This window comes from Bacillus sp. JZ105 (genome assembly GCF_053903125.1).
Window position 1 is genome coordinate 2,157,329 of record NZ_CP096387.1, and the last position, 26,865, is coordinate 2,184,193.

The window sequence follows — 26,865 nt, forward strand, 5'->3', positions numbered from 1 at the left end:
TTTTTTGAGGTTCTTTTCATGACAGCTTAGTATACAGCAAGAAGACCATTTTCTATACATCAAAAAAGAACGCAATGAAATGCTTGCGTCCTTTAACGTTCTTTTATGACAACTGGATTCGGCAGAGCCGGTACCTCTATTGGTTCGTTTAATTCATATGGTCCTACTTGATCTGTTCCTGCATATTGAATGGTGACATCTGTAAAACCAAAATCTTTTGCTGTGAGCAGCAGACCTTCAATGAGTAGAGTATGATCAATTGAGTCCGTTAATTGCGCTGATGCTCCAAACGTGATGGTTACATGCTTACCTTTTGATGTCACTTCTTTAATGGGTTCTTCTTTAATTAATGGTTCAAGTCCAGAATCACTCGTGCGTTTCATGGCCTCTACCGCATCTTCATAAGTAGAATAATGTGTTTTTGAGGGCACCAAAAAAGTCCCGCTCTGATTTTCTAACACGTAATAAGCTTTCTTCGTTTGTTTATCAATTGATATCGTACCAATGCTGCTAGTCCCTAATTGAAGATGAGAGCCTTTGACTGACTTGACCTCCACTTGTTTATACCTGCTCCATTTGAGCGTTTCTTTTACCATATCTTTAAATCGATTGGCTTCCTTTATCGTATCAAGGGACAAATCATTTTTTAACTGAAAAACAAGCGTATTCCCATTTTCACGAAGGTCCACCATCTCAAGATAAGATTGAAGAGGCTTTGTCATTTCAGGCAGCTGCACCTGTTCATATGTGTTCATTATCTCCTGCAAATGGTCATGTTCATTATCTTTTTCAATACTGATGGGAACCACTTGAGATGTTGATTCATCTATGTATGCAACCGTCATATACTTTTGCTTGTCTTTATGAGAAACAACGTGTGTGGTACCATTTGCCTGTTTGACCGGCTCTAATGTGGCATTTACCTGTCCTTTGTCAGCACTAGATTCCACTTTCATCTGTTGATGCTGTTCTTGAGCAGCCGGCTGAAATAAATGAGGAGAAATTAAAAACGCCATAAATAAAACCACAACGGTTGCCACCGCTGGACCGATCCATTTAACACTTTTCTTTTTCTTCCCGCTTGCCATCAGCACCTGCTGGTATATCTGCTTAGATGAACGGTTGTCCTCCACCTTTGGAAGCTGACTTAGTAACACCTTGATTCGTTCTTCGCTCCAATCGGACCTGTTCGTTTTCATTCACTAGCTCCTCCTTCAAAAGCTCCATATGTTTTCGGAGCACTTTCAGGCCTCGGTGCTGCGTTGTTTTGACTTTGCTTTCCGAGAACTTTAGCGCCTTTGCCGTCTCCATGATTGAGTAGCCCTGGATAAACCTTAAAATGATGACAGCTCTTTGATCAATTGTGCAGTGATCAAGTGCGGCATAAATTTCTTTTGTATTTTCATCCTGTACAGCTAGTTCGTCTGGGAGCAAGTCCGGGTCTTTTACATCCTGCTTATCCCAATCAAACGTGCCGAGCACCCGTTGTCTAATGGTTTGCTGCTTGCGAAACCAGTCAATCGCCACATGCCTTGCAATTGAAAACAGCCATGTTTTCTCGCTGCTTCTTCCTTCAAAAGTTTTATATGAGTGAAGTACCCGAATGTAAACCTCCTGTACGAGATCCTCTGCCTGATTTTTATCTTTAACCATATAAAATAAAAACTGGTACAAATCTTGATGGTACGAATCATATATTTTTTGAAAGGTTTCATGCATAGGAAACCCCTCCGTTCACTTATTTTTGTCGAGTGACTCTTACAAAACGTTACATTACAACTTTATGACAAATATATTACAAGTTCGACAGTTTGGAAAGGGCTTTTTGTTTAACTTCTCCTTAAAAATTTGAAAAAAGAAAAAACACTTCATTTTCTTTCGAAAAGAAGTGTTTCTCATGTAACAAGATTCTTCGTCAAGATTAGACGAGTTCCTGCTTTTTTCTCGGAATATAGAATGTAAAGTGTGTACCTGCACCCGCTTTGCTGTGAGCATGTATAGAGCCTTGATGTGCCTCGACAATGTTCTTCACAATCGCCAGGCCAAGTCCAGTACCAGAACGTCCTCTTGTCCTTGCTTTATCGGCTTTATAGAAGCGTTCGAAAATAAAGGGCAGATCTTCTTCCGGAATTCCGCTCCCCGAATCTTTTACATCCATTTTCAGTCCGTTCTCCACCGATTGAACCGAGAAGTGAACCTCGCCGCCCTCTGGTGTATGACGAATGGCATTATCAATAAGATTCGTAAACACTTGTTCAATCTTATCTGGATCGAATACAAAGTTCGGTTCATCCACTTGAATATCATACGTAAGGTCGATTTGTTTTTCTTTCGCAATCCCGAGAAACTTACGGTAGATCTTCTCTGTCAGCTCTTCTGTATCTGTTGATTCAAGATTCAGTGTAATATGACCTGCTTCCATTCTCGCTAGATCTAGAAGGTCATTCACAAGACGTCCCATTCGAAGTGATTCATCATAGATAATTTGCGCAATCTCTTTCTTTTCTTCTTCTGATCCTGCAATATCATCTACAATCGCCTCACTGTACCCTTGCAGCATGGCAATTGGTGTACGAAGTTCATGACTGACATTGGCAATGAAGTCTTTTCTCAGTTTATCAAGTCTTCGTTCCTCCGTCATATCACGAAGGACTGCAACTGCTCCCCTGACATCCTGCTGATTATACAGCGGAGACATGAGAAGAACCCAGGTACGCCCTTGCAGCGTAACTTCGATCATTTGCTCTTTTTCTGTGCTGACAGCTGTATGAAAAAGCTCGCGCGCTTCTGGCGGCAGTTCATCTCCATCTTTAATCTTCATATTTTGCTCATAATACCATGCCTGCAAAAATCGTTCTGCAGGAGGATTTGTCATCAAGATCGTTCCATCAATATTGATGGTGATGACACCATCAGCCATACTGCTTAAAATATTAGATAAATGTTCTTTTTCTTGATTTAAGGCTGTGATATGGAATTTAAGCTGCTTCCCCATTTGATTAAAGGCAATCGCCAGTTCTCCAATTTCATCTTGCGTTAAGATAGGAATCTTTGTATCAAATTTCCCTTTCGCCAAATCTTGTGCACCCTCTTTCATCTTTCTGAGAGGGTAGGTGACACGTGTTGACAAGAAGAAAGCGAAAATAGTGGTCAGTACAATCGCAATTCCGGCTGCTAAAAAGATGTAGCGTGTCGTATGTTTCGTTGTTTGTTCTACAGCGAGGAGTGACTGAGAAAGAAAGACCATGCCTTTTTTTCCGTTCGCCTCATATGGAACACCAACTACAATCCGTTCATCTTTTTGATTGCCTGCATCAGGTTCTGCACGTTTACTGATTTTTTTACGATCTTTCAGTGCTTGATTTAAATCGCTGTCCGCTTCAATTTGTTTCTTTGTAATCGCAGGAAGCTTCCCGTCTTTTTCAGACGAATACCACTCTAGCCCGTCCTCTTGGATGATCGCAATACTCGTCAATTTGTCAGCGAGTTCTGATGTAATCGACCTTGCAAGCGATTGATCCTCATGGCTTTCTAAAATGACCGCTACTTTGTTTGCCATTTGTGTTAAATCAGATTTGGCTTCTTCTACATGATAATTCTCAATGAACTCTAAAAGAAGCACAGTTAAAATGGATAAAACAATCAGGACGAGGAAAAGAATGGTTAACCATAGCTTTCCTACAACACTTTTCCACAGTTTCATTCAGCGCCGACCTCAAATTTGTACCCGACACCCCATACAGTTACGATTTTTTTCGCTGCTTCTGGTGACACTTTATTCAGTTTTTCACGAAGTCGTTTGACATGGGTATCGACTGTTCGTAAGTCTCCAAAGAATTCATATTGCCATACTTCTTTTAGCAGCTTTTCTCTGTCATAGACCTTATCTGGTGTTTTTGCAAGGAAATATAAAAGCTCATATTCCTTCGGCGTGAGGCTGACTTCTTTGCCATCAGCCGTCACTCTATGTGCATCATGGTCAATAGAAAGATGAGAAAACACAAGAACATCCTTTGTTGTTGTCCCAGTATTCAAATAAGATGTTTGAGACGATCTTCTAAGCAATGCCTTTACACGTAAAACCACTTCACGCGGGCTGAAAGGTTTGACGATGTAGTCATCCGTTCCTGCCTCAAATCCTTGAACGCGGTTGGCTTCTTCTCCTTTTGCCGTCAGCATAATGATTGGAGTTGCTTTTTTGTCTCGAATTTGATTACACACTTCGATTCCATCTGTACCAGGCATCATTAAATCGAGCAAAATGAGATCGTAATCGGTTTGAAGCCCTTTTTGAATCGCCTCATCTCCATTTTCCGCTTCATCGATTTCATAATTTTCACGTTCTAAATACATTTTTAAAAGGCGGCGAATTCTTGCCTCATCATCTACGACTAATATTTTCGTTTGAGTTGTGTGTTCCATTAGACAGTCCTCCTGCTTTCTCCGTTGTTACATTCATTTTAACAAAAAGCCGAATCGAAGCATAAAAGTTGGCTTTTCCTTGTGATCATGCGTAAGAATGAAGCCCCGCAATGACAAGGTTGACAAAGATGAGATTAAACATAATAATGGCGAAGCCGATCACAGCAAGCCAAGCGGACTTTTCACCATGCCAGCCTCGCGACAAGCGAAGATGAAGATAGGCAGCATAAAAGAGAAACGTAATCAATGCCCATACTTCCTTCGGATCCCAGCCCCAAAACCTAGTCCATGCAATTTGCGCCCAAATCATGGCAAAGATTAGCCCGCCTAACGCAAATACAGGGAAACCAATTGAAACAGCCCTATACCCAATTTCATCAACTAAATCTAGGTTCACCTGTTTCACTAGCGGTTGAAGCAGAGCGCTCAGTCGTTTGCGAATAATCAATCGAATGATTCCGTATATGATCAGCCCTACGCCAAATGACCATAACACCGTATTGACCTTTCTGCCTGAAAAAACAGGCGGCAGCTCAACAAACGGTTCCAAACGATCTTCCGTCACAAGCTCCCCCTTATGAGGTCCGACAAGAGCTGGGAGCTCATAGACCATCTCACTTTTTTCTTTATTTTTATCGATCCAATTAAATGTCGCTTCATATCCTGTCATTCTAAAGATAGACGTGACAGCGATAAATGCAAGTGTAACCACAATCATAAACATGACAAGCTCTAAACCAAACGTCTTCTTCCCTGGCTTTGTTTGATCCACATGTTTTAATAGAAAGATGACACCTGCCACAAAGCTGATGGCTAAAATGGCTTGGCCAAGTGCTGCTGTTGTCACGTGAATATAAAGCCAATTACTTTGAAGTGAAGGAATCAGCGGTGAAATATCTGATGGGAACATACTTGCATAGGCAATAATCAATAAAGCGATTGGAAGTGTGAATAAACCAAGTACAGACACTTGATACACAAAATATAAAATGATGAATGCGAGCACCAGCATCATGCCAAAAGCCGTAGTGAACTCAAACAAATTACTGACTGGTGCATGACCAGATGCGATCCATCTTGAAATAAAATAACCCAACTGGCTCAAAAAACCGATGATGGTAAGCGTAATGCCAATGAGTGCCGCCTTATTCCTGCGCGGTCCTTCTTCTTTCTTTTTTCCCTTAATGGCACCACCAAAAAAAGGAACTGCCGCTAAATAAAATAGAAAAGCTGCAAATAACAGATTTTCACTGACTGCCGCCATCTAATCCTTCCCCCTTGCTTTTGCTGATACTTGTTGTATCAGGCAGCTCTTTTTGATCAACTGGCTGTTTGATGCCACTGCCGTTCAGTAACACGCCAAGATCGGACTTTAAGCCGAACCAGTTTTTGTTTGTATGTCCTGCCACCAATACTTTTCCATCCTTTGCCGACAGCCAGATTCTTCTATGCTGCCAATACATCCCCTGCACGACACCAATCATGAAGATGATTCCGCCTACTATGAGCACGCCAAGCGTTAAATCCTTTCGAACTGTTAACCCTGTGACGTTTTTCGTTTCAACCCGATCAAACTTCATTTTATATAGATTATTATCAGAACCCTCTACTGTCTCTTGAATGGCGACAAAGCTTTTTTCACCTTTAGGTTTTTCAGGAGAAATCATTTCAAACACGAAAGCAGGATTATTCGGATTCCTTGTTTTCGTACTCGGCGTTCCATCATCGTCAAAATAAAAATCAGGCAGATAGCTCATCACCTTGACTTTGTAACCGCTACCAAGATCATATTCTGACTTAGGCTCCAGCAGATTAATCTTCACTGTACCGAAAGATTTTCCTGTATCTTTACGAATCAGCTGAAAGACCATTTGATCGAGTTCATTTTGTTTAAAATCCACTTGATATAATGAGAAATTGTCAAACTTGAGCGGTTCATTCACTTTGATATCGTGTTCTGTTACCTTCTTCAGCTTGGGCTTTTCACCAAATACAACTTCTCCTTCACGTTTGTATAAGATGGCATCGGTTTTATAGCTTTTTACCACTTGACCGTCGCCAGCTTTTTCAATAGCATTCTCAAACACTTCTTTTTCATTTCCAGTTTCATAGCGATCAATTGAAAACGCATTATTTTTCAAGAAGTATTGACCATCCGTACCTGGAATTGGTGCAGTTTCTCCTTCTCTCACCCACAGCGTTTCGTCCACGTACATGCCCGGGACAAACCGAAGCATCGCGCCAATGAGAAAGATGATTAATCCAATGTGATTGACGTAAGGTCCCCAGCGTGAAAAACGTCCTTTTTCGGCTAAAATATGCCCATTTTCTTCTCGCACGCGGTAACGCTTTTGTTTCATTGCTTTTATGATGCCTTCATATGTATGCTGATCTAATGTTTTGTCTGTCTCACTGAACAGACGCTGTCTTCTCATAAAGCCTTCTTTTTTGATAACCCCTTGGTTTTTGAGTGCTCGATAAAGAGGAATAACGCGGTCGAGACTGCAAATGACAAGGGAGATCCCGATTGATGCGACAAGAGCTAAAAACCACCAAGAATTATAAAGATCATGGAATCCAAGTGTGTAATACAGCTTGCCAAACGATCCATATTGCTCTTCATAATACGTGGAAGCAGATGCACCTGGCGGAATAAATCGCTCCTGCGGAAAAATCGTTCCAAGCGAAGAAGCGAGCAGTGTAATGACAATCAGCCACACACCCACTTTAACGGAAGAAAAAAAGTTCCATACTTTATCAACAATCGTTTTGTTGTATGTTTGCGAGCGTCTTGCACTGCCGTCATATCTCATATCAAGCAGCTTTGAAGAGTTTTTCTCTTTAGCCGCAATGGGATTCCCGCATGATTCACATAGAACAGTACCGATTGGATTAATATGTCCACACTCGCACTTTACCTCTTTCATTCTATGACCCCTTTGGTTTAATCAAATTCATATATTCATAGACATTACGTTCTGTCATCGTTCCCTTTATGACTTTGATTACCTTGCCTTCAGGATTGATTAAAAATGTGGTTGGCAGCGGCGTAATATCATATGCCTCTGTCACTTGACGATCTTTGTCCATGGCAACAGGAAAATTCACGCCATAGGATTCCATAAAATTTTTCACGGCAATTTTGGATTCCGCAACATTGACTGCAACAATTTCCACACCGCGATCCTTGAACACTTCATATTGATTCGCCATATAAGGAAATTCTTGTTTACACGGACCACACCATGTACCCCAAAAATTAAGAAAGACACCTTTGCCTTTTAAGTCCTTTAACTCAATCCGATCCCCATCCACAGATTGAAGGACAAAGTTTGGCGCAATAGATCCTTCTTTGACTCGATCCTGTTTGGCAAATACTGAGTTATACATTGTATAACATAGTGCAGCAAGCATCACGAGGAGAATGCCCGTCCGTATGAAAAACCGTCTTTTTTTCATCTGAAGTACCCCTTCCCCATAGACATTCAGGTAAATTATAGCATTCTCCTTCTTTTGATGCTTCTTCATTTTTTGAAGTTTATGTGAAAATTAAAAAGCGCTTTTCCCATGATCAGCAATTGCTCTCAGGCGCTTTACTTCATGCGGAGACAATTCTCTGCGGTCTCCTGGTCTCATACCTTCAATATGAAGGAACGAATATTGCTCCCTTTTTAGCTTTAACACATCATGTCCAATCGCTTCAAACATGCGGCGCACCTGTCTGTTTCTGCCTTCGTGAATGGTTAATTGAACAATACAAGTTTGTTTTCGTTTATCAATAGAAAGCATTTTCGCACGAGCAGGTGCTGTTTTTTTATGATCTAACATGATCCCTTTTTCTAGCTTTCTAAGCAGTTCCTTTGATGGAATGCCTTTTAGCTTCGCTGCATACGTTTTATCAATTTCGTATTTCGGGTGCATGAGCTTATGGGCAAATTCCCCATCATTTGTAATCAAAATCAAACCGCTCGTATCATAATCTAACCGGCCGATTGGATAAAGACGCTGCGGGACATCATCAAAGAAATCTGTGACGACCTTGCGTCCTTTATCATCCTCGGCAGCCGAAATGACGCCGCGCGGTTTATAAAGCATAAAGTAAACCGGTTCTTCTCTTTCAAGCTTTAATCCATTGACTTCAATTTTATCTGAAGAGCCCACCTTCACTCCGAGCTCTGTCACTGTTTGACCATTAACGGTAACTCGTCCTTCTTTAATTAATTCTTCAGCCTTTCGTCTTGAAGCGACGCCGGCATGTGCAATTACTTTCTGTAAACGTTCCATTTGTCTTTCACCTCATGTACTATCTTACTTGCTTGACTTAAAACAAACAAGCATTCGTGGAAAAATAAGCGTTTCGTCTGTCTAATTTCAGCTAAAAAGCGATTTTCCATCCATGAAACACAAAAAAGCGCCTGATTAGGCGCCGCTAAATAACAAACTGACGATAATCACAGAGGCAATGACACCAATGAGATCTGCTAGCAAACCTACTTTCAGCGCATCTCCCATTTTTTTAATCCCAACTGCTCCAAAATAGACCGTTAAAATGTAAAGGGTGGTATCTGTTGACCCTTGCATGACAGCTGCAAGCTGGCCAATAAAAGAATCTGGGCCATACGTCGCTATTAAGTCTGATGTCATGCCAAGTGCAGCTGTTCCTGATATCGGGCGAATAAACGCAAGCGGCACCACTTCTGGCGGGAAACCAATCGCTGTAAAAACTGGTTTTAATAGTCCCATAACAAAATCAAGCGCACCTGATGCACGGAATATCGTAATGGCTACAAGCATACCGACTAAATAGGGAATGATTGAAAAGGCAATTTGAATGCCCTCTTTTCCTCCCTCCACAAATGTTTCATAGGTTGGTACTTTTTTAATGGTTCCAGCAATCAAAATTCCTGCGATGATCAGTGGAATCAAAGCAAGTGACAGCCAGTTAATAAATGCCACAAGATCACCCCCGCCTGCTTCTGCGATAGTGGAAATAACGATCGATGATAATTGCACCGATTCCTGAAATGAGTGTTGCTAAAATGGTTGGCCCTACAATGTCTGTTGGCTGATCTGCCCCATAGGTCATTCTTATTGCTATGACGGTTGTTGGCACAAGTGTGATAGAGGATGTGTTGACCGCTAGAAATGTAATCATAGAACGGCTTGCCTCATTTTTTCCGCCGTTTAATGCTTTCATCTGCTCCATCGCTTTAATGCCAAGCGGTGTAGCGGCATTCCCGAGACCAAAGAAATTCGCCATGAGATTGGACAAAATATACCCCATTGCAGGATGATTAGGCGGAATATCCGGGAATAGCTTTGAAATAAAGGGCCGGCACAATTTACTAAAGAAATTTAACAGCCCTGCCTCTTCGGCAATCTTCATGAGCCCGAGCCAAAAAACGAGGACACTAATCAAACCAATTGAAATAGTAACCGCTTCTTTTGAGCCTTTAAATACAGCCTCGTTCACTTCCTGCATCGTTCCATTAAACATCGCATAGACAAGACCGATGACAGTGAGAAATACCCAAATTAGATTGACCATGAAGATCCGCCTATAGATGTCTGAAAGACAGACTTAAACATTTCTTGAAAGCTTTTTTGAGGCATGCGGTTTCGTTTATTTTCATAAAAAATCGGTAATTGCTCGATCACCTGTCCATCTAATAAAATCGTCATTTTTCCTACAACATCTGGGATGGCTTCGGCGTTTTTTTTCCATTTCTTTTCTGGGGTGAGCATTTCTGTTTCAATTTTGACAAGTTTTTTCTCATCTTCATTTAAAAAATAGTCCACATCACGCTTAATAAACGCTTTTTTTTCGTAAAAGGTCCCTTTTAACGAAGCAAGCCTTCCTTTTTCAGCAAGCACATACGTTTTATAGTGATCAAATGCATATTCAAACATAGAGATATGATCCTTCCAGTCGTCCGGTGCATTAATGGTCACAGCGATCAGCTGAGCATCACCCTTTGCAGCGGTGGAGACAAGTGTTCGTTTTGCAAGCTTTGTATATCCTGTTTTCCCTCCAGTGGAATATTCGTATAAACCGGTGAGCAGCTTGTTTTTATTTTTCCAATAGCCTTCCATTGTCTTCGCTTTATAGAAAGTTGTACCGGCAATTTTTTGATATTGCTTATGCTTCATCGCGTATTTTGTTAGGATCGCCATGTCATAGGCTGATGAATAATGATTTTTATGATCATCTAGTCCGTGCGGATTTTGAAAATTCGTATTCTCCATTCCTAGTTCAGCCGCCTTTTGATTCATCATAAAAATAAAGCCTTCTAAGCTGCCGCCAACATGCTCTGCAATGGCAACAGCTGCATCATTTCCAGAACGCAGCATGAGCCCGTATGTCAAATCTTCTAAGCTCACCTTCTGCCCTTCCTTTAAATAAATGGATGACCCCTCCGCCTGAATCGCACGTTTTGATACTTTGACGGTATCTTTCATTTTTCCTGATTCAATGGCTAATACAGCCGTCATAATTTTTGTAATACTGGCGATTCTTCTTTTTTCGTGCTCGTCCTTTCCAAATAGGACTCTGCCTGACTGTCCATCTATTAAAATGGCGCTTCTTGCACTCACTGATAATGACATGTCTGCTTTGGCATGTGAAGAAAAAGGCAGTAAGAGTGTAAATAGAAGAAGGACTGCTGTTCCAATTTTTAAATAGGGCATGTTCATTCACGTCCTTGTCCGTTTTGTACAAGTGTATGCTCAGCTGAAAAAGTTATGATGCCTCGTCCATAAAAAAAAGCGCCTCTACATGTAGAAGCGCTTCTTCGACTTACTTATACCATTTTCACTTGCTGATGAGATGTCGTATATTCCAGCTCTTCTCTCATCGCTAAAAAGTCTTTTTCTAATGAAGAAAATAATTGTTTCATATCAGCGGATACTTCATGGTGAAAAACAATGCTGCTTTTTCCTGTATAGGCCGAACGGCTGTCTTCATACCATGTATCCTTTTTTGGCGTGAAAAATTCTTCAATACATTGATGATAAATACGGTGGAGCATCTGCTGTGCGGCTTGCTGCGGGAATGTCTGCTGCTGGCTCATTTTCCTGCAAACTGCTGCTGCATCCTCGCTGTACACTGCAAGCTTCCGTAATGTACTTAATATGTCACAATAATAGGCTTCCGCTTCGGGGTTTAATCGTTTCAAGCTTGATAAGGTGGTTTCGTTCAGAAAACCATTCATTTCAATTGCAACCTTTGATAAAAAGACGCCTGCTTGATCAACTTGAGCCTTTACATTCATATGTGCCATTTGTTTCGTGTTTACCTTCCCCTCATGGCTTTGTCACCATTTTATCTGTCATCAAAAGATTTTAGACCTAAAATCTTTTTTATATTTTATCATACCTTTTTCACTCTTTTGAACTATTTTATGTCTTCAAATGTTTGATTGAAGTTTTCAAAAAATAGATCGGCCTCTTCTTGTACTCCATCTGCTTCCACATTCTCTGGAAGCGGCGGTAATTCATCTAAGGCTTTTAAGCCAAATTGTTCTAAAAAGGTAGGGGTTGTCCCATAAAGAATCGCTCGTCCCGGACCATCGGCACGTCCTACTTCACAGAGCAGTGCTTTGGCTACTAAGCTATGAAGTACCCGCTCTGATTTGACTCCTCTAATCTCCTCTACCTCACTGCGTGTAATCGGCTGTTTATAAGAAACAATGGCAAGCACCTCCAGCGCTGCCTGCGACAAACCCTTGGATGGTGTCTCGACTAATTTTTTTAAATACATGCTGTGTTCTTTTTTCGTCAGCAGCATATATGAATCTGCATATTCAATGAGCTCAATCCCTCGTTCTTGTTTTTGATATTCTTCCTTTACGGAAGACATAATGTCGAGTAATACCGACTCATCTACTTCAAGAACAGACATGAGCTGTTTTCTTGTTAAGCCTTCGTCACCTGCTGCATACAGCAGCGCTTCTATGATGGCTTTCCAATTCACGATATCAAGCGTCATGAATCGTTTCACTCCCTATGATATAAATGTCTTCAAAGTTCCCTTCCTGCTCTAGCATGATTTGATGACTTTTCATCAATTCGAGAACAGCAAGAAACGTCACGACAAGGTGTTCCTTTTGATCATGTTGAAATAGAGTCATGAAATTGGTCCGCTTTTTTGTTTTTCTTAAATGGTTCATAATCTCATTCATTTTGTCTTCAATCGGGATTTCTTGTCTTGTAATCTTTGATGGTGCTGGTTTCGTTATTTTCTTTCGATTTAATACCTTTTGGAACGCACCTAACATATCATACACCGTTACGTGTAAATTTGTGTCCTTCGCTTCTGATTCTTTTGCAAATTCGCTTAAATCACTCGGTGGTTTTGTAAAGGCATTTTGCCTTTCTTCTTCGCGTTCCTTTAGTTCTTGTGCTGCATTTTTATACTTGCGGTATTCAATCAATTTGCCAATCAGCTCTTCTCGAGGGTCTTCTTCCTCTTCGAGCAGGTCTTCATCAAACAGCTCTTCCTCTTGTTTCGGAAGAAGCATTCTGCTTTTAATACTCAGGAGGGTTGCAGCCATGACCAAATATTCACTCGCAACATCGAGCTCAAGCTCCCTCATCGTGTGGACATATAATAAATACTGCTCCGTAATTTTAGCGACGGGAATATCATAAATATCAATTTCCAACCGGTTAATTAAATGTAAAAGCAAGTCCAAAGGACCCTCGAACGAATCTATTTTCACCTGATATTCCAGCATCTTTTTCTCACCATTTCTACTGTCTTCTAAGTACCGTTTCACCGGCTAACCTTTAGTATAAGACAGGATAAAGCTCTCGTCCAATATAATTTCGGCCAAAATGCCTTAGGCAAATCAAGAAAAACAGTGGATCCGCCCATACCAATAAGGGCATTTATACATAGAATACCATTGTAATCAGAACTGATGAAAAAGGAGGCCGTATCATTATGGGAGATGGCTATAACTTCGGCGGAGGATTCGCGCTAATTGTCGTGCTTTTCATCTTGCTGATCATCGTTGGCGCGGCTTGGGTTTATTAAAGAAACAGAGCGTCCTTTTCACTAAAGGGACGCTCTTAGATTGTTGACAAAGGGCTAAAATGATCTTGATTTTAGCCCTTTGTCTTCCTTTCAGCGTGATAGAAAACCTTTGCAGTCTAGGAAGGGCGAGCACCGGAGCGGAGCGAATTTGACATTCGTGAGCACCGGAGCGCAGACCTGACACCGAATGCGAGGGTTTGTCTACACGCTGAGAGCGTCCTTTTCACTAAAGGGACGCTCTTTCTTCTTTTCTTTTCGATATGTTAGACTGAGAGTGGAAAAGGAGATGACCGCTGTGTATCCTGAAGCGTACGTGGCTTTTTTACACGAATTTCATACGACAAGAGATTATTTTGAGTGTCATGAAATTTTAGAGGAATATTGGAAGGAAGATCCCCCTGAGCAGCGCAAAGAATATTGGGTCGGGCTCATTCAGCTCGCTGTTGCCTTGTATCATCAAAGACGGGGAAATGGAAAAGGAGCAAAACGGCTCATTTCTAACAGTCTTCATTTGTTAGAAGCAAACCGTTCAGTATTATCGAATCTCGGTCTGGATGATGAGGCATTTCTGATGCTTCTGAGAACGCTGAAAAAGAAAATGGATGAAGATTTGCCCTATGAAAGTGTGATGCTGCCGATCAAAGATGAAGCACTTCTTTCTTTATGCATAGAAATGGCCCAAAATGAAGGACTGATCTTTGGACAGGAAAGCAACTTATCCCATACATTTTTAATCGAAAAACATAGACTCCGTGACCGGACAGAAGTTTTGCTGGAACGAAAAAAGCAGATTGAACGTAAAAAAAGCAGAGGACTGTAGCCTCTGCTTTTACATGTGTGATATTTAATTTGATTCGCTATGACACTTTTGAAAGAAGCCTTGCGTTAATTCATTTGGAATGAGTGTTTTGGTTTTAAATATTTCTTCCACGGCTAAAACCATTTCCTTGCCGATTCCTTGATCACGATGGGATGGATTCACACTAATATGCTCAATTTGTACTTGGTCGTCTGTTTTCAACACACCAATAGCACCTACAATATCCTCGCCATCTTTCCATAGGAACAGCTGCCGATCTTCATCCATTTCATATGACTTCATCGTCTGCTGAAGCTGTTTGACGTCTTTCTCACCCGGCATAAAGGACAGAAGTCCCATGGCAATTTTTTCAAAAGACCTCTTGTAACGAATTAACATATATACCCCTCAATATTCAAATTATCCTAATTTCCAGCAAATGTCTTATGATTCATTTGCTCATCACACATTATAAACATTTTTATACCGTTTTTAAACTCTTTTTCACTAAATTAAGAGAACGTTCGATTGAGATTCGCCATTTCAATAGCAGCTGCAGCCGATTCGCTGCCTTTATTTCCTGCTTTTGTACCAGCTCTTTCAATGGCTTGTTCAATAGATTCTGTTGTGAGTACACCAAAGATAATCGGTACCCCTGTTGACATAGCACTCTGAGCAATTCCTTTAGCAGCTTCATTACAAACATAATCATAGTGAGTCGTTGCGCCTCTGATCACGGTTCCAAGTGTGATGACTGCATCATATTTTTTGGTTTCTGCTAATTTTTTTGCCATGTACGGGATTTCAAAAGCGCCTGGTACCCACACAACATCGATATCATCACCATTTGCTCCGTGTCTGAGTAATGTATCTTCTGCTCCATCTAACAGTTTACTTGTAATAAAATCATTAAATCTCGCTACAACGATTGCAAATTTTAGTCCTTCTGCTACTACATGGCCTTGTATTGTATTCATATGTTGATCATCCTTTTTTGTGATTTTTATTTTGTTTCAATAGCGGCTGTTCGATTGTTGTTTAAATATGTCTGTAATGCTTCGATTGTCAGCATCTTTAAATCATGCTGTTTTTGGATCTCCTTTAGTTCAGGGACGCGCGCCATTGATCCATCTGCATTCATAATTTCACATATGACACCCGCTGGCTCTGAGCCTGCCAGTTTAGCAAGATCAACCGCCGCCTCTGTATGACCTGGTCTTTCTAGTACGCCGCCCTCTTTTGCAATAAGCGGAAAAACATGTCCTGGACGGGCAAATTCGTCTGGTTTTGCGTCTTTATTTAACATGGCCAGCATGGTCGTGGAGCGCTCAAAAGCACTAATACCGGTTGTCGTTGTCACATGGTCGATGCTTACTGTAAATGCTGTATGGTGTGCATCCGTATTATGTTCAACCATTGGATGCAGATTCAGGTGTTTGGCGATCGACGCATGGACTGGCGTACAAATGAGGCCTCTTCCATGTAAAGCCATGAAGTTAATCACCTCAGGTGTGGCATGCTCAGCAAGTGCCACAAAGTCTCCTTCATTTTCTCTGTCTTCATCATCCACTACGATAATGATTTCTCCTTGTTTAAGGGCATTTACTGCCTCATCAACGGAATGATACATACAATCGCCTCCTAGAATCCGTGCTCTTTTAGAAATGATGGGGTCAATCGAGATGGCTGTTTTTCGCTCTGCTCTTTTGTTAAAAAGCGATAAATGTATTTACCGATCATGTCACACTCTATATTCACGATATCCCCCATAGATTTAGTCGGGAAAATAGTTCCTTCAAGCGTATGAGGAATAATAGAGACTGTGACATATGAATCTCGCAAATCGAAAATGGTCAAGCTGACACCATCTATTGCGATCGAACCCTTTTGGGTGAGCATATCTGTGAGGGTCTTGTTCATCTTTAAATCATAGTAAATGGCATTACTCTTCTTTTCTATCCGGGTAATGACAGCCGTTCCATCAACATGGCCTGAGACAAAATGCCCGCCAAATCGTCCATTTGAGGACATGGCTCGCTCTAAATTCACTGGACTGCCTTGTGTCAGCTGGTCCAGCGATGTCGCTTTGACCGTCTCTGGCATCACATCTGCCGTAAACTGTTCTTTTGTGAAGCTTGTGACTGTGAGACATACGCCATTAATAGCAATACTGTCTCCGAGGTGAACATCTTCCAGCACACGGCTGCATGTAATGACAATTTCCATGGCATCTGCTGACTTTTTACTTAATGACTGAACGGTGCCAACTTCTTCAATTATCCCCGTAAACATGTGATCCTCCCTTTCGTTTCGTTTGTATTTCTCACTTTTAAAAAAAGCGATGTTAGGGACATGTGATCGATTGAGCACCTTCGTCGCTTTTTATGGTCCATACAAGGTAGATGAGGGATCACTTAATAAACACTGCATGCAGTCTATTAACGACAAAATCATACAGAAAGCCCCGGAAAAAATTCCGGGGCTGTGGTTTTTTTGCATCAGAAATAAGACTATGATCAAAAAATATTTTTCGTTCATAGCTTTCTTTATCCTTCTCCCATCCAGACTTTCACTGTCGGCTTCAGCTTTTCACTGAATCAACCGTTAATAAATTAACGGGTCACGGGCTGTAAAGCATTTGCTTTATTACCGTCGGTCGGGATTTTCACCCTGCCCCGAAGGATACAATCGATATTTAGCTGTCCTTAGGAGCTATTATAGCGATCCTTGTTGTCAAATGCAACAATCAAGATTTCTTCACAAAAAAAGCCTCCTTATAGGAAAGGAGACATGTTAATTAACGACTTTTACAACTTTAATCAGTCCATCTATTCTTTTTTCATTACTAAAGTAGGCTTTAATACGATCGCCTTTTTTCAGATCGGCTACATCATCTTCAAATTTCTTACCATTAAAAATAATTTTTGTGCCATTCTTCGCCTGACCGTAATATTCATCTCCATCAATTTTCGTAATGGTATATTCATAGATGGTGTAATCTTTATCATTATTTGTTAAGCTTTCGCCAATAGCTGTTGGCACATCTTCAATTTTCATGCCATTCATGTATAAATAACCTGCGCCTAAACAAAGCAGTAAAACAAATAAGATCGCAATTTTTAATTTAATTTTCCCCATATTTAGAACCTCCATCATCTGCACTTCGCCTATTTGTATGTTTTATTCCTTCTTTTATTGAAATAAAACCAAAAAAGCTGATTTTCATTAATGGTTACTTATATAACGATTCAGATGGCCCTTTGGTTCCACCTCTTAATCATTACATATGATACGAATATGCGTTCTTTATTAAGGGGGTCTTTTTCCTGTTTATTAGTTCGTAACACACCATACTGCAAGCTTTTCATTATATTCTTTTTTCGAGTGCAAATAAGTCTTCCTCTAACAATTGTGACCGCTGAACAGCGATGCTGCGGCTGTCGCGAACCCCTTGATTATAGTAGTAGCTTCCAAGGTTTTTTGTGATAAATTCTAGTATATTAATGGCTGCTAATTCACCAATCTCTTCTTCTCGTTCTTCGGCAAAATAACGCTGAATGGCCATCGTCATTTGATTTTTCTCTTCTTTTGTGAGTGGTTTCAAAGTATCCCCTTCTTTCTTTCCGATTTCTTCATTTGCATCTGATGTGCTGGCACCCCGCAAATACGAATGTTTGTTCTCCTATCATATCATAAAAATACATTCTGCGCATGACTGCCCTATAAGAAAAAGCGTATTTTGATGTAATGGATCAAATACGCTTTCACTATGCTGTATGATTTTTTCATGGAAGCTGTCATAGCGTGTTGTCCATTTTATTTTAAAATGGATAGGATCGTCGCTACAGAATGATCTACAAATGAACGCTCTGGACGTGACTTCATGAGGACGGTAAGCCCGATGAAAGAAACGACCAGTGTCTGTGCTAAGGCTTTAGCATTCAAGCTGCTTTCAAGCTCACCCGAGCGAATACCTTGCACAATCTTTTCTTCAAATATGACCGAAAGATACATCTGATGCTCCCTTGTCAGAATTTCAAATTTCTCTTCGTGTGGAGCAAGTTCCACTATCGTATTAATGCAAAAACAGCCTTTACTCGGGCCATCTCTATATTCCTCTTCCACTACATCTGTAAATAAAGTATGAAATGCTTTCTTTACAGATTGATTGTTTTGAAGTTTTGTTCGAATACGGGCTGCATGCTGCTTTGTATATTTACGTAATGCAACCTCAAATAACTCCTCTTTATCTCCAAAGGCTGAGTATAAGCTTGGCCGCTGTATTCCCATTTTTGCAGTCAAATCGCTTAACGTTGTAGCTCTATACCCCTTTTCCCAAAAAAGCACCATTGCATCATCCAACGCTTTTTCCTCATCAAACTCACGCTGTCGAACCATCCTCAATTCCTCTTTTCAACAATAAAATCATTTCACCAAAACAATTATTCATTTATTTGTAAGGATATCATTTTTTATTACCAATCAGTACATTATAATTTTATTTTATTCATGTAAAATTGTCAAACTGTCTTTCTTTAATCAAGATCAAATTAGAATAACTGGATGGAACTCTTGACTTTAAAATATTTTATTGGTTATCATTAACAGGAATCATTTTATACCGATCGATATATTATACTCTTTAGTATAAAAAGGAGAGGATGCAATGAATGGTTAAAGATGAAATGACTCCAAGAGATCATCCTGATATGAATTTTCGGTTAAAACCTGAATCAAAGATGAGTCACTATATGGCACTACTTTTTGCAGCAGCGTGCGGGATGGCTGTTGCAAACATATACTTCGCACAACCGTTACTAAATTCACTGGCAGACGAGTTCGGTATCACGTATTCATCCATTGGTATTGTCATTACGATTACTCAGCTTTGTTATGCGGCGGGGCTGCTACTGATAGTACCGCTTGGTGATCTGTTGAATCGACGACGGCTCATTATCGGTCAGATGCTTTTATCTGTGCTTGCCCTCATTCTAGTCGGCATCGCTCCTATCGTCACCGTCCTATTTCTAGGATTAGCAGTGGTCGGACTGCTCGCTGTAGTCACTCAGGTACTCGTTGCGTTTGCAGCAAGTTGGGCTGCTCCAGAAGAACGCGGCCGTATAGTCGGCTTGGTGCAAAGTGGAATCGTAACCGGCATTCTTCTCGCTCGAACCTTTGCTGGTGTATTAACCGATTTTGCTGGCTGGAGGTCTGTTTATCTTGTTTCTGCCGTCATCATGCTTATCCTAACTGGCGTATTGTTCCGAGTGCTCCCGCGTGATGACAGCAAAAGAGAGTCATTATCCTATGTTCATCTGCTTCGTTCAATGTTTATATTGTTCATACAAGAACGAATCCTGCGCATCCGTGGGATTTTGGCTCTTCTAATTTTTATCGTCTTTGGTACGTTATGGACTTCACTCGTACTGCCTCTCAGTACTGCGCCATACTCTCTTTCACATACTGCAATTGGCGCATTTGGTCTTGCTGGAGCAGCCGGAGCGTTAGGGGCTGCTCGGGCTGGCAGCCTTGCTGATCGAGGTTTTGGACAGTTCACAACTGGTATAGCCCTTGTCCTATTATTCATTTCATGGTTTTTCATCAGTTTGACTGAACATTCACTTATTGCATTAGTCATTGGCATTATCATTCTTGACCTCTCTGTGCAGGCAGTTCATGTGACCAATCAGAGTATGATTTTCACAGTACGGGCTGAGGCGAGAAGCCGGCTGACTGCGGCTTACATGATTTTTTACTCCATCGGCAGTGCGACCGGTTCAATTGTTTCAACCAGTATATACGCGACCTATGGCTGGAGCGGAGTATGTCTTTTTGGTGCCTCTATCAGCGCTTTAGCCATTTTGTATTGGATCATCACCTATCGCCTAACGAAACAAATCACAGTCGTCTCACAAACAAAATAAAAAACACCGCGATTAAGCGGTGTTTTCAGATTGTTGACAAAGGGCTAAAATGATCTTTATTTTAGCCTTTGTCTTCTTTTCAGCGTGAAAGAAAACCTTTGAAGTCTAGGAAGCTCGAGCACTGGAGCGGAGCGAATTTGACATTCGTGAGCACCAGCGCGCAGAGCTGACAACGAATGCGAGGGTTTGTCTACACGCTGAAAACACCGCGATTAAGCGGTGTTTTAGATTAAGCATCTACAACTTCAACTTTTTCCATGCCTTGGCCTTGCTCCATATCAAGTACAGCCTCGATACCAGATGTTACCTTGCCAAAAACCGTGTGAACACCGTTTAAGTGCGGCTGCGGGTCATGCACGATAAAGAATTGGCTGCCGCCTGTGTCTTTACCAGCATGTGCCATTGATAATGAACCTCTTTCGTGCTGATGAGGATTTCCTTCTGTTTCACATTTAATTGTGTAACCAGGACCACCCGTTCCATTACCGTTTGGGTCGCCGCCTTGGCTGACGAAGCCTGGGATCACACGGTGGAATTTCAATCCATCGTAGAAGCCTTCATTCGCTAATTTTTCAAAGTTTGCTACTGTACCTGGAGCAGCCTCTGGGTAAAGTTCAAACTCAATTTTCTTTCCATTCGTTAATTGTATGTATCCTTTTTTCGCCATTTTTCACATTCTCCTTTCAGGTTAAACAACGCTCATTATAGCACATTTTCGGTGATGTTAAACATCCCCTGCTCTTCGATTGTCATTTACCTCTTAGCTGATGATTGATAAAATAGGGTTGCTTGATTCTTTTTTCCTAATAAAATGATATTTGACTAAATGACATGTCTTCATTTATCGGAACAGGAACACATCTTAAAAAGAAAATTGAAACGTCAAGCCAATTAGTTACGTCTATATGATGGAGTGCACTACTTTACGTGTACTCAAAAGCTAAAGTTTCTCTTGAAAGGGGAACGCTTTCGACTTGAAGGAGGTCAACATGTTTAAAAAAATGATGCTTGGTATGATGGCAGCGCTCCTTTTCCTAATTGGTGCGCCAAAAGTCAGCTTAGCGGATGCAGCTGTCGGCGATGTCATCGTCACACTCGGGCAAGACTTAACACCGGCTGATCGCCAGAAGGTGCTTGACGAGTTGAATCCACCTGAAAATGCGACAAAAATTGAAGTAACCAATAAAGAAGAGCACGAATATTTAGGAAAGTATATCCCTCGTTCTCAAATCGGGACGAGAGCATTATCATCTTCATCGATCACCATTGAAAAATCAGGTACTGGTCTGACTGTGGATACACACAACATCAAGACCATTACAGATGAGATGTATCTAAATGCTTTAATGACAGCAGGTGTCAAGGATGCCAAGGTAGTCGTGACTGCTCCATTTGAAGTATCTGGTACAGCCGCACTGACGGGCTTACTAAAAGCGTATGAGGTATCAAGCGACAAAGCCATTCCAGAAGATGTGAAGCAGGTGGCAAACGAAGAGCTTGTGACAACTTCTAAATTGGGTGACTCTATCGGGAAAGATAACGCTTCTGCCCTTATTGCAAAAATCAAAGATGACATTGCAAAAAACGGTGTCCCTAAAAACACAAAAGAAGTAGAAGAAAAAGTGGATCAGGCTGCTTCTGATTTGAATTTAAATTTGACGCAGGATCAAAAAGATCAGCTTGTCTCGCTATTTGATAAAATGAAAAACATCAATATCGATTGGAATCAAGTGGGATCGCAAATTGATAAAGCAAAAGACAAGATTACTAAATTCATAGAATCGGATGAAGGGAAAAACCTTCTTCAAAAGATTTGGGATTTCTTTGTCTCCATTTGGAACGCGATCGTTTCTGTATTCACTGGAGGAAAATAATTCATGAAAAAAAGCTACCTGAACAGGGACTGACCCCCGTTTTTGAGACAGGGATCAAAACACCTTTATAAAACAGCCAGTTGCCGAAACTCTTTTGGTGACTGGCTGTTTAATTTCAATTGAATTCGGATATTGTTATAATAATCAATATACTCCCTGACCGTTTTTTCTACAATGGCTGTTGTAGTGTTTGTCAGGTGGTGGAGATAGAATCCTTCTGTTTTTAAACTGGAGTGGAAGGATTCTATGGGGGCATTATCAGCGGGCATTCCCTTCCGGGACATGCTCATGGTAATGCTTTTTTCCTTTATCTCCTTTTGATAAGCATAAGAAGTGTAGACCGAACCTTGATCACTATGAAGTACGCAGCCTTTAGGTAATGTCTGTAACTGCTTCAATGTATCTAAAACAAGAGAAACATCCTGTTTATCACCAATCGTATAAGCCACAATCTCACTAGTATACAAATCTTTTATGCTGGATAGATAAAGTGGTTTTTGACCAAATGGCAAATACGTTATATCTGTCACCAGTTTTTCAAGTGGCTTTGTCGCAGTAAAATCCTGTTTTAAGTGATTTTCTGCAATATAGTAAGGTTGACCAGTCTGTTTACGCTTTTTTATTTTCACACGACACTGTAAACCGTAGGTTTGCATAATGCGTTGTACTGTCTTATGATTTATTCTCCTTTCTTTTCGCAGTAGGGCCGTTATTTTACGATAACCATACGTATATTGGTGTGACTCACAAAGCGACGATATGAGGTCAATTAACACTTGCTGTTTTGGCAGGAGATCTTGTTTTTTCCAACGATAAAATGTTGATCTTGCGAGCTCAAACATCTGACAGAATGCACTTACACTTACTGTGTCTTTTACCGCATCATAAATCGACACGAATGCTTCTTTTTTCACTTCCTTTCCCATTCTATATACTTTTTTAATAGGTCAATTTGTTGCTTTAAATAAAGATTTTCTGTTTTCAACTTCTCGTTCTCATTTTGATATTCTGGTCCTTTCCCGTAGGTATACTGCTTTCCAACTGGTTGATGAAATCGATGGATTTCACCCTCGCGATACCATTTCATCCACGTTTTCACTTGTGTTCTATTCTTAATTCCTAACTTGTCCATGATTTCTTTTGTCGGGATTCCAGCTAACCTCATTTGAACGGCCTCTTCTTTTACACTAATCGGATAACTAACTCTTTTTCCCATACAAAAAACACCTCCAAATTGTTTTCAGATATGCTATACCCGATTTTTCAATTTAAAGGTGTTTTTATTTGTCTCACTTTATGGGGTCAGTCCCACACCAGGCGGCTTTTTTTAAGTAGATGATTTCACTTTTGATTGATACGGTAAATCAAGTTTGACAATGTCCTCATATGTTTCACGCTCAACCACAAGCTGCGCTTCCCCGTCTTCTACAAACACAACAGCTGGGCGCGGGATGCGATTATAGTTGTTTGACATACTATAACCGTAAGCTCCGGTACAAAAGACGGCTAATAAATCCCCTTGTGATAACTCTGGCAGATCGATATCCCAAATGAGCATATCTCCGCTTTCACAGCATTTACCGGCAATTGAAACCGTTTGATCATGCGTTTGGCTCATTTTGTTGGCACTTGCCGCTTCATATTTCGCTTGATATAAAGCCGGACGAATGTTATCACTCATTCCGCCATCTATCGCCACATAATCACGGATGCCAGGTACATGTTTTGATGATCCGATCGTATAAAGAGTCGTCCCTGCATCTCCTACAAGAGAACGGCCTGGTTCTATCCAAATCTCTGGCATATCGAACTCGTAGCGGGCCACGTTCTCTTTCACAGCTTGGATAATTTTCTCGACATATTCTGTCGCAGGAAGTGGTTCATCCTCTTCTGTATAACGAATGCCAAAGCCGCCGCCTAAGTTTAACACTGTTGAAATAAAACCAAATGTTTCTCTCCATTCATCCAGCTTCAAAAAGATTTTATCTGCTGCAAGGACAAAACCAGCCGTATCAAAAATTTGTGAACCGATATGACAATGAACACCTAAAAGCTCGATCATTTCTGAACCAAGCACTTGTTTCACCGCTTCATCTGCTTGTCCATTGTGAAGATCAAAGCCAAATTTTGAATCCTCTTGGCCTGTCGTAATATAATCATGCGTATGCGCTTCGACACCAGGCGTGATGCGGAGCAATACTTTCACTTTTTTTGACAGTTCTTGACCAAGCTGTTCAATGAGCTTCATTTCATAGAAATTATCCACAACAATACAGCCGATCCCATGCTCTAAAGCCATTTTTAATTCTTCTCTGCTTTTATTATTGCCATGGAAATGAATTTTTTCTACTGGGAATCCAGCGCAAATGGCTGTGTGAAGCTCACCGCCTGATACGACATCAAGAGATAATCCTTCTTCTTTGGCAAGCTGAAACATGGCGATGGAAGAAAATGCTTTACTCGCATATGCTACCTGTGCCGTTAATTCTTCTTCTATAAATGCTTTTTGAAAGCTTTTTGCGCGCTCCCGTATTAAAGCCACATCATATACATAAAGTGGTGTCCCATACGTTTCAGCTAAAGAAACAGCATCAACACCACCAATTTCTAAATGACCGAGTTCATTTTGTCTGCAAGTGCCGTGTAAATACAATGTCATTCCCTCTTTCTCCGCTTCGGCTGAAAAAAGGCAGCTGCGTGAGCTGCCTTTTGCCGTGTCTCAAAGTTAAAAATACAATATCACAATCTTCAGCCACTTTCAATGAGCGTTAAGAATTTGGCGGAATTTTTGATCTGTTTTGAGGGTGAACGATGCTCGGCCTTACTTTTGAGCCAGGAACAGACGTCCGAATCAGCACTTGCCACAAAGCCTTTCCATTAAAAGGAATGAACGGCCACATATAAGGTGTCTGCAATGAACGAATGGATGTTAAATAAATGATTAACAACGTAAAACCAATGATGAGTCCATTCAGCTTAAAGATCGCCACTAGTGCTAGGATGATCAGCCTTACAATCTTATTGGCGACACTCAGCTCATAGCTTGGCGTTGTAAAGGTACCGATCGCTGCCAGCGAGACGTATAAGATGACCTCTGGTGTAAATAAACCAACATCAATGGCGATTTGTCCAATTAAAACAGCCGCGATCAGTCCCATGGCGGTCGATAATGCGGTTGGCGTATGAATGGCTGCCATCCTTAAAAATTCCACCCCAAAATCAGCAAGAAATACTTGAAGAATCACAGGAATATGAGAAGGTTTGTTAAATCCAATATAGCTTAAATTGTCAGGCAGGAGATTTGGTTCGAGGATAAAAAGAAACCAAATCGGCAAAAGAAAGGTAGAACATAAAATGCCTAAAAAGCGTACCCATCTGAGGAATGTACCAACGGCAGGCGCCTGGCGGTATTCTTCTGCATGCTGAACGTGGTGAAAAAAAGTGGTTGGTGCAATGATGACACTAGGGGATGTATCCGTAATGATGATGACATGCCCTTCTAATATGTGGTTCGCGGCGACATCTGGACGCTCGGTGTAACGCACTAGCGGAAAGGGATTATATCCTTGCTTAATTATAAATTCTTCAACCGTTTTATCAGACATCGTCAGCCCATCGACTTTGATTCCTGATACTTCTTTTTCTATAATATCCACAAGATCTGGGTCTGCAATATCTTCAATATAGCAGACACATACATCCGCTTTTGAACGTTCGCCTACTTTGAGCATTTTGTATCGCAGCTTTTCATCCCGCACTCTTCTTCGAATAAGCGCAGTATTAACAATAATGTTTTCAACAAAGCCGTCTCTTGCTCCCCTGACCACCTTTTCTGTATCCGGCTCCTCAGGCATTCTGCCAGGATAGCTTCTAACATCAATGATAAAGGCGTAGTTTTCACCTTCTACAACGACTGCTACAAGCCCAGACAGCACTTGATCCACTGCTTCATCCAGCGTATCTACCTTGGAGACCTGCTGATTGACAAGACGGTTCTCGACTACATGTGCAAGATCATCTGACTCAGGTTCGTTGTCATTGATTTCGATCAGCTCTTTTAATAAGTAGATAATATACTGTGTATCACACAATCCATTTACATAGTAAAGCTGGATTTCCTGATCGTGTATATAAATTTTCCGAACACCAAGGTCAAAGCTGAGACCCATTCCGACATTTTCCTTAAAGTAATCTTCATTTTTCTTCGGGTCTCGGTACACGTTTACCTTGTCTTTCTTCATGGAAACCACTCCTTTCTAATATTAATTCGACTGCTCTCATCGTGATTGGAGATCCTTTGCTCAGATCATCTTTCCGTCCCATCTTGCCAATATCTCCAATCCCGACTACTAACGGAAGATTGAGGGAGTCAAGACAATACACTGTATCCCCGCTCATTTTATGGGGCTCCATTTCGGGAAGACCGTGTTTGTCGACACCGTATTCTGTCAGTTCACCTTCCCTGTCAATGGAGACATGGACCTTTGTCCATTCGGCTTGGTGCGTTTTGGATGCCACTGCAATCGCTCCAATGACTTCGATTTCAGGGTGGCGCGCCACATGTTTCATCGCCGTCTCGCCTGTTCCTTCACCTGTCAGTCCAGAATCATCGAACATCACAAAGACTGGATCATACGGCGTTTTTAAAATCATCTGAACAAGTTCAGGTCCTGTCCGTTTGCTTGGATTTCCTTTTGAGCTGGAAATACATCGTCCGCCAACATTTTTAGCGGCAAGCTCAATGGTTTTGGCAGCATATATATCTCCGTCTGTCACTAAAATGACTTTCCGTCTTTGCCCCATATTCGG

30 protein-coding genes and 1 riboswitch are annotated in these 26,865 nt (G+C 41.0%); of the genes, 4 read left to right on the forward strand and 26 right to left on the reverse strand.

Translation table 11 applies throughout. The features are described from left to right. Positions 1–92 precede the first annotated feature (92 nt). The 14 genes from M1D81_RS10915 to M1D81_RS10980 all read right to left on the reverse strand — a co-directional run bounded on the left by M1D81_RS10915 (position 93) and on the right by M1D81_RS10980 (position 13,157). Positions 93–1,199, reverse strand: a complete 1,107-nt coding sequence (locus M1D81_RS10915; protein ID WP_456266904.1) for a sigma X negative regulator — start codon at positions 1,197–1,199, stop codon at positions 93–95. After that, on the reverse strand, positions 1,111–1,719 hold the full coding sequence (sigX, locus tag M1D81_RS10920; protein WP_024422837.1) for an RNA polymerase sigma factor SigX: 609 nt from the start codon (positions 1,717–1,719) through the stop codon (positions 1,111–1,113). The genes M1D81_RS10915 and sigX overlap by 89 nt, the downstream gene beginning before the upstream one ends. A 202-nt stretch (positions 1,720–1,921) precedes the next feature. Further along, positions 1,922–3,703, reverse strand: a complete 1,782-nt coding sequence (locus tag M1D81_RS10925) for an ATP-binding protein (protein ID WP_456266903.1) — start codon at positions 3,701–3,703, stop codon at positions 1,922–1,924. Further along, complete coding sequence (locus tag M1D81_RS10930; RefSeq protein WP_003215596.1) at positions 3,700–4,422, reverse strand: response regulator transcription factor; 723 nt, start codon at positions 4,420–4,422, stop codon at positions 3,700–3,702. Before M1D81_RS10930 ends, M1D81_RS10925 begins: the two co-directional genes overlap by 4 nt. 85 nt (positions 4,423–4,507) lie before the next feature. After that, a complete protein-coding gene (gene ccsB / locus M1D81_RS10935) occupies positions 4,508–5,686 on the reverse strand; it encodes a c-type cytochrome biogenesis protein CcsB (protein WP_456266902.1) in 1,179 nt (392 codons plus the stop codon). Further along, positions 5,670–7,349 (reverse strand): cytochrome c biogenesis protein ResB, encoded by a 1,680-nt coding sequence (gene resB / locus M1D81_RS10940; RefSeq protein ID WP_456266901.1) that lies wholly within the window; start codon positions 7,347–7,349, stop codon positions 5,670–5,672. The genes ccsB and resB overlap by 17 nt, the downstream gene beginning before the upstream one ends. Before the next feature lies 1 nt (position 7,350). After that, complete coding sequence (gene resA / locus M1D81_RS10945) at positions 7,351–7,881, reverse strand: thiol-disulfide oxidoreductase ResA (protein ID WP_041085967.1); 531 nt, start codon at positions 7,879–7,881, stop codon at positions 7,351–7,353. 90 nt (positions 7,882–7,971) lie between these two features. Further along, positions 7,972–8,706, reverse strand: coding sequence for a 23S rRNA pseudouridine(2605) synthase RluB (gene rluB / locus M1D81_RS10950; RefSeq protein WP_024422842.1), 735 nt, complete (start codon positions 8,704–8,706; stop codon positions 7,972–7,974). A 135-nt stretch (positions 8,707–8,841) separates the two neighbouring features. Continuing rightward, on the reverse strand, positions 8,842–9,378 hold the full coding sequence (locus M1D81_RS10955; protein WP_024422843.1) for a spore maturation protein: 537 nt from the start codon (positions 9,376–9,378) through the stop codon (positions 8,842–8,844). A 4-nt stretch (positions 9,379–9,382) separates the two neighbouring features. Beyond that, positions 9,383–9,970 (reverse strand): nucleoside recognition domain-containing protein, encoded by a 588-nt coding sequence (locus M1D81_RS10960; RefSeq protein ID WP_024422844.1) that lies wholly within the window; start codon positions 9,968–9,970, stop codon positions 9,383–9,385. Continuing rightward, the gene (locus M1D81_RS10965; RefSeq protein WP_456266900.1) at positions 9,958–11,109 is read right to left on the reverse strand and encodes a D-alanyl-D-alanine carboxypeptidase family protein; all 1,152 of its coding nucleotides are present in this window, start codon (positions 11,107–11,109) and stop codon (positions 9,958–9,960) included. Before M1D81_RS10965 ends, M1D81_RS10960 begins: the two co-directional genes overlap by 13 nt. A gap of 113 nt (positions 11,110–11,222) precedes the next feature. Further along, positions 11,223–11,702: a YpuI family protein gene (locus M1D81_RS10970; protein ID WP_044332823.1), complete on the reverse strand. Its 480-nt coding sequence runs from the start codon at positions 11,700–11,702 to the stop codon at positions 11,223–11,225. Positions 11,703–11,815: 113 nt separating this feature from the next. Further along, a complete protein-coding gene (scpB, locus tag M1D81_RS10975; RefSeq protein ID WP_456266899.1) occupies positions 11,816–12,409 on the reverse strand; it encodes an SMC-Scp complex subunit ScpB in 594 nt (197 codons plus the stop codon). Next, on the reverse strand, positions 12,399–13,157 hold the full coding sequence (locus tag M1D81_RS10980) for a segregation/condensation protein A (protein WP_024422848.1): 759 nt from the start codon (positions 13,155–13,157) through the stop codon (positions 12,399–12,401). The genes scpB and M1D81_RS10980 overlap by 11 nt, the downstream gene beginning before the upstream one ends. Positions 13,158–13,366: 209 nt before the next feature. Here M1D81_RS10980 and M1D81_RS10985 point away from each other — a divergent pair, with 209 nt between their 5' ends. Both M1D81_RS10985 and M1D81_RS10990 read left to right on the forward strand, forming a co-directional pair. After that, complete coding sequence (locus tag M1D81_RS10985) at positions 13,367–13,459, forward strand: YjcZ family sporulation protein (protein ID WP_012010430.1); 93 nt, start codon at positions 13,367–13,369, stop codon at positions 13,457–13,459. 295 nt (positions 13,460–13,754) lie between these two features. Then, positions 13,755–14,279 carry a DUF309 domain-containing protein gene (locus M1D81_RS10990; RefSeq protein ID WP_456266898.1) on the forward strand — a complete coding sequence of 175 codons (525 nt, stop codon included), beginning with the start codon at positions 13,755–13,757 and terminating at the stop codon, positions 14,277–14,279. A 24-nt stretch (positions 14,280–14,303) separates the two neighbouring features. Here M1D81_RS10990 and M1D81_RS10995 read toward each other — a convergent pair whose 3' ends face one another. The 7 genes from M1D81_RS10995 to M1D81_RS11025 all read right to left on the reverse strand — a co-directional run bounded on the left by M1D81_RS10995 (position 14,304) and on the right by M1D81_RS11025 (position 18,656). Continuing rightward, entirely contained in the window at positions 14,304–14,657 is a 354-nt protein-coding gene (locus M1D81_RS10995; protein WP_456266897.1) for a GNAT family N-acetyltransferase, read from the reverse strand. A gap of 113 nt (positions 14,658–14,770) precedes the next feature. Continuing rightward, complete coding sequence (gene ribH, locus M1D81_RS11000) at positions 14,771–15,235, reverse strand: 6,7-dimethyl-8-ribityllumazine synthase (protein WP_029706184.1); 465 nt, start codon at positions 15,233–15,235, stop codon at positions 14,771–14,773. Between the two features lie 26 nt (positions 15,236–15,261). Beyond that, the gene (ribB, locus tag M1D81_RS11005) at positions 15,262–15,888 is read right to left on the reverse strand and encodes a 3,4-dihydroxy-2-butanone-4-phosphate synthase (protein WP_080701153.1); all 627 of its coding nucleotides are present in this window, start codon (positions 15,886–15,888) and stop codon (positions 15,262–15,264) included. An 11-nt stretch (positions 15,889–15,899) separates the two neighbouring features. Beyond that, complete coding sequence (gene ribE, locus M1D81_RS11010) at positions 15,900–16,550, reverse strand: riboflavin synthase (RefSeq protein WP_423059497.1); 651 nt, start codon at positions 16,548–16,550, stop codon at positions 15,900–15,902. A gap of 253 nt (positions 16,551–16,803) precedes the next feature. Continuing rightward, a riboswitch (FMN riboswitch) is annotated at positions 16,804–16,945 on the reverse strand. Positions 16,946–17,051: 106 nt separating this feature from the next. After that, complete coding sequence (locus M1D81_RS11015) at positions 17,052–17,396, reverse strand: hypothetical protein (RefSeq protein WP_008344451.1); 345 nt, start codon at positions 17,394–17,396, stop codon at positions 17,052–17,054. Positions 17,397–17,625: 229 nt separating this feature from the next. Then, entirely contained in the window at positions 17,626–17,862 is a 237-nt protein-coding gene (locus M1D81_RS11020) for a DUF2164 domain-containing protein (protein WP_024422853.1), read from the reverse strand. Between the two features lie 212 nt (positions 17,863–18,074). Further along, positions 18,075–18,656 carry a TetR/AcrR family transcriptional regulator gene (locus M1D81_RS11025; RefSeq protein ID WP_456266896.1) on the reverse strand — a complete coding sequence of 194 codons (582 nt, stop codon included), beginning with the start codon at positions 18,654–18,656 and terminating at the stop codon, positions 18,075–18,077. Positions 18,657–18,967: 311 nt separating this feature from the next. Between M1D81_RS11025 and M1D81_RS11030 the strand changes: the two genes are divergently transcribed. After that, complete coding sequence (locus M1D81_RS11030; RefSeq protein WP_456267130.1) at positions 18,968–20,182, forward strand: MFS transporter; 1,215 nt, start codon at positions 18,968–18,970, stop codon at positions 20,180–20,182. Positions 20,183–20,411: 229 nt separating this feature from the next. Here M1D81_RS11030 and M1D81_RS11035 read toward each other — a convergent pair whose 3' ends face one another. Further along, complete coding sequence (locus tag M1D81_RS11035; RefSeq protein ID WP_008359679.1) at positions 20,412–20,849, reverse strand: peptidylprolyl isomerase; 438 nt, start codon at positions 20,847–20,849, stop codon at positions 20,412–20,414. A 322-nt stretch (positions 20,850–21,171) separates the two neighbouring features. On the opposite strand from M1D81_RS11035, the gene M1D81_RS11040 reads away from it, so the two are divergent. Further along, entirely contained in the window at positions 21,172–22,056 is an 885-nt protein-coding gene (locus M1D81_RS11040) for a DUF1002 domain-containing protein (RefSeq protein ID WP_456266895.1), read from the forward strand. A gap of 65 nt (positions 22,057–22,121) precedes the next feature. Here the strand turns inward: M1D81_RS11040 and M1D81_RS11045 are convergent. From M1D81_RS11045 to M1D81_RS11060, 4 genes are all read right to left on the reverse strand, one after another. After that, positions 22,122–23,272 (reverse strand): IS3 family transposase gene (locus tag M1D81_RS11045; RefSeq protein WP_125587610.1). Its coding sequence is split into 2 segments (ribosomal slippage): positions 22,122–23,002 and positions 23,002–23,272, totalling 1,152 coding nucleotides; the frame shifts between segments, so codons are not numbered across the junction. Between the two features lie 111 nt (positions 23,273–23,383). Then, complete coding sequence (gene lysA, locus M1D81_RS11050) at positions 23,384–24,709, reverse strand: diaminopimelate decarboxylase (protein ID WP_456267129.1); 1,326 nt, start codon at positions 24,707–24,709, stop codon at positions 23,384–23,386. Between the two features lie 115 nt (positions 24,710–24,824). Beyond that, positions 24,825–26,297 (reverse strand): spore germination protein, encoded by a 1,473-nt coding sequence (locus M1D81_RS11055; RefSeq protein WP_456266894.1) that lies wholly within the window; start codon positions 26,295–26,297, stop codon positions 24,825–24,827. Beyond that, positions 26,251–26,859: a stage V sporulation protein AE gene (locus tag M1D81_RS11060; RefSeq protein WP_456266893.1), complete on the reverse strand. Its 609-nt coding sequence runs from the start codon at positions 26,857–26,859 to the stop codon at positions 26,251–26,253. Before M1D81_RS11060 ends, M1D81_RS11055 begins: the two co-directional genes overlap by 47 nt. Positions 26,860–26,865: the final 6 nt, after the last annotated feature.

Bases quoted from the DNA above. Each gene is read 5' to 3' on its own strand.
- M1D81_RS10970 (WP_044332823.1), bottom strand. From the start codon at position 11,702: ATGGCACATATGAATGTAAAGGCTCAAGTTGATCAAGCAGGCGTCTTT.
- M1D81_RS10980 (WP_024422848.1), bottom strand. From the start codon at position 13,157: ATGCTGGAATATCAGGTGAAAATAGATTCGTTCGAGGGTCCTTTGGAC.
- resA (WP_041085967.1), bottom strand. From the start codon at position 7,881: ATGAAAAAAAGACGGTTTTTCATACGGACGGGCATTCTCCTCGTGATG.
- M1D81_RS10995 (WP_456266897.1), bottom strand. From the start codon at position 14,657: ATGTTAATTCGTTACAAGAGGTCTTTTGAAAAAATTGCCATGGGACTT.
- M1D81_RS11035 (WP_008359679.1), bottom strand. From the start codon at position 20,849: ATGGCGAAAAAAGGATACATACAATTAACGAATGGAAAGAAAATTGAG.
- M1D81_RS11040 (WP_456266895.1), top strand. From the start codon at position 21,172: ATGTTTAAAAAAATGATGCTTGGTATGATGGCAGCGCTCCTTTTCCTA.
- scpB (WP_456266899.1), bottom strand. From the start codon at position 12,409: ATGACGCTTGATATCGTGAATTGGAAAGCCATCATAGAAGCGCTGCTG.
- M1D81_RS11055 (WP_456266894.1), bottom strand. From the start codon at position 26,297: ATGAAGAAAGACAAGGTAAACGTGTACCGAGACCCGAAGAAAAATGAA.
- rluB (WP_024422842.1), bottom strand. From the start codon at position 8,706: ATGGAACGTTTACAGAAAGTAATTGCACATGCCGGCGTCGCTTCAAGA.
- M1D81_RS10930 (WP_003215596.1), bottom strand. From the start codon at position 4,422: ATGGAACACACAACTCAAACGAAAATATTAGTCGTAGATGATGAGGCA.
- M1D81_RS11025 (WP_456266896.1), bottom strand. From the start codon at position 18,656: ATGGTTCGACAGCGTGAGTTTGATGAGGAAAAAGCGTTGGATGATGCA.
- ribE (WP_423059497.1), bottom strand. From the start codon at position 16,550: ATGTTTACGGGGATAATTGAAGAAGTTGGCACCGTTCAGTCATTAAGT.
- M1D81_RS10985 (WP_012010430.1), top strand. From the start codon at position 13,367: ATGGGAGATGGCTATAACTTCGGCGGAGGATTCGCGCTAATTGTCGTG.
- M1D81_RS11030 (WP_456267130.1), top strand. From the start codon at position 18,968: ATGAATTTTCGGTTAAAACCTGAATCAAAGATGAGTCACTATATGGCA.
- M1D81_RS10915 (WP_456266904.1), bottom strand. From the start codon at position 1,199: ATGAAAACGAACAGGTCCGATTGGAGCGAAGAACGAATCAAGGTGTTA.
- M1D81_RS10925 (WP_456266903.1), bottom strand. From the start codon at position 3,703: ATGAAACTGTGGAAAAGTGTTGTAGGAAAGCTATGGTTAACCATTCTT.
- sigX (WP_024422837.1), bottom strand. From the start codon at position 1,719: ATGCATGAAACCTTTCAAAAAATATATGATTCGTACCATCAAGATTTG.
- ccsB (WP_456266902.1), bottom strand. From the start codon at position 5,686: ATGGCGGCAGTCAGTGAAAATCTGTTATTTGCAGCTTTTCTATTTTAT.
- resB (WP_456266901.1), bottom strand. From the start codon at position 7,349: ATGAAAGAGGTAAAGTGCGAGTGTGGACATATTAATCCAATCGGTACT.
- M1D81_RS11015 (WP_008344451.1), bottom strand. From the start codon at position 17,396: ATGGGGAAAATTAAATTAAAAATTGCGATCTTATTTGTTTTACTGCTT.
- ribB (WP_080701153.1), bottom strand. From the start codon at position 15,888: ATGTATCATTCCGTTGATGAGGCAGTAAATGCCCTTAAACAAGGAGAA.
- M1D81_RS10960 (WP_024422844.1), bottom strand. From the start codon at position 9,970: ATGGTCAATCTAATTTGGGTATTTCTCACTGTCATCGGTCTTGTCTAT.
- M1D81_RS11060 (WP_456266893.1), bottom strand. From the start codon at position 26,859: ATGGGGCAAAGACGGAAAGTCATTTTAGTGACAGACGGAGATATATAT.
- ribH (WP_029706184.1), bottom strand. From the start codon at position 15,235: ATGAATACAATACAAGGCCATGTAGTAGCAGAAGGACTAAAATTTGCA.
- M1D81_RS10965 (WP_456266900.1), bottom strand. From the start codon at position 11,109: ATGCCCTATTTAAAAATTGGAACAGCAGTCCTTCTTCTATTTACACTC.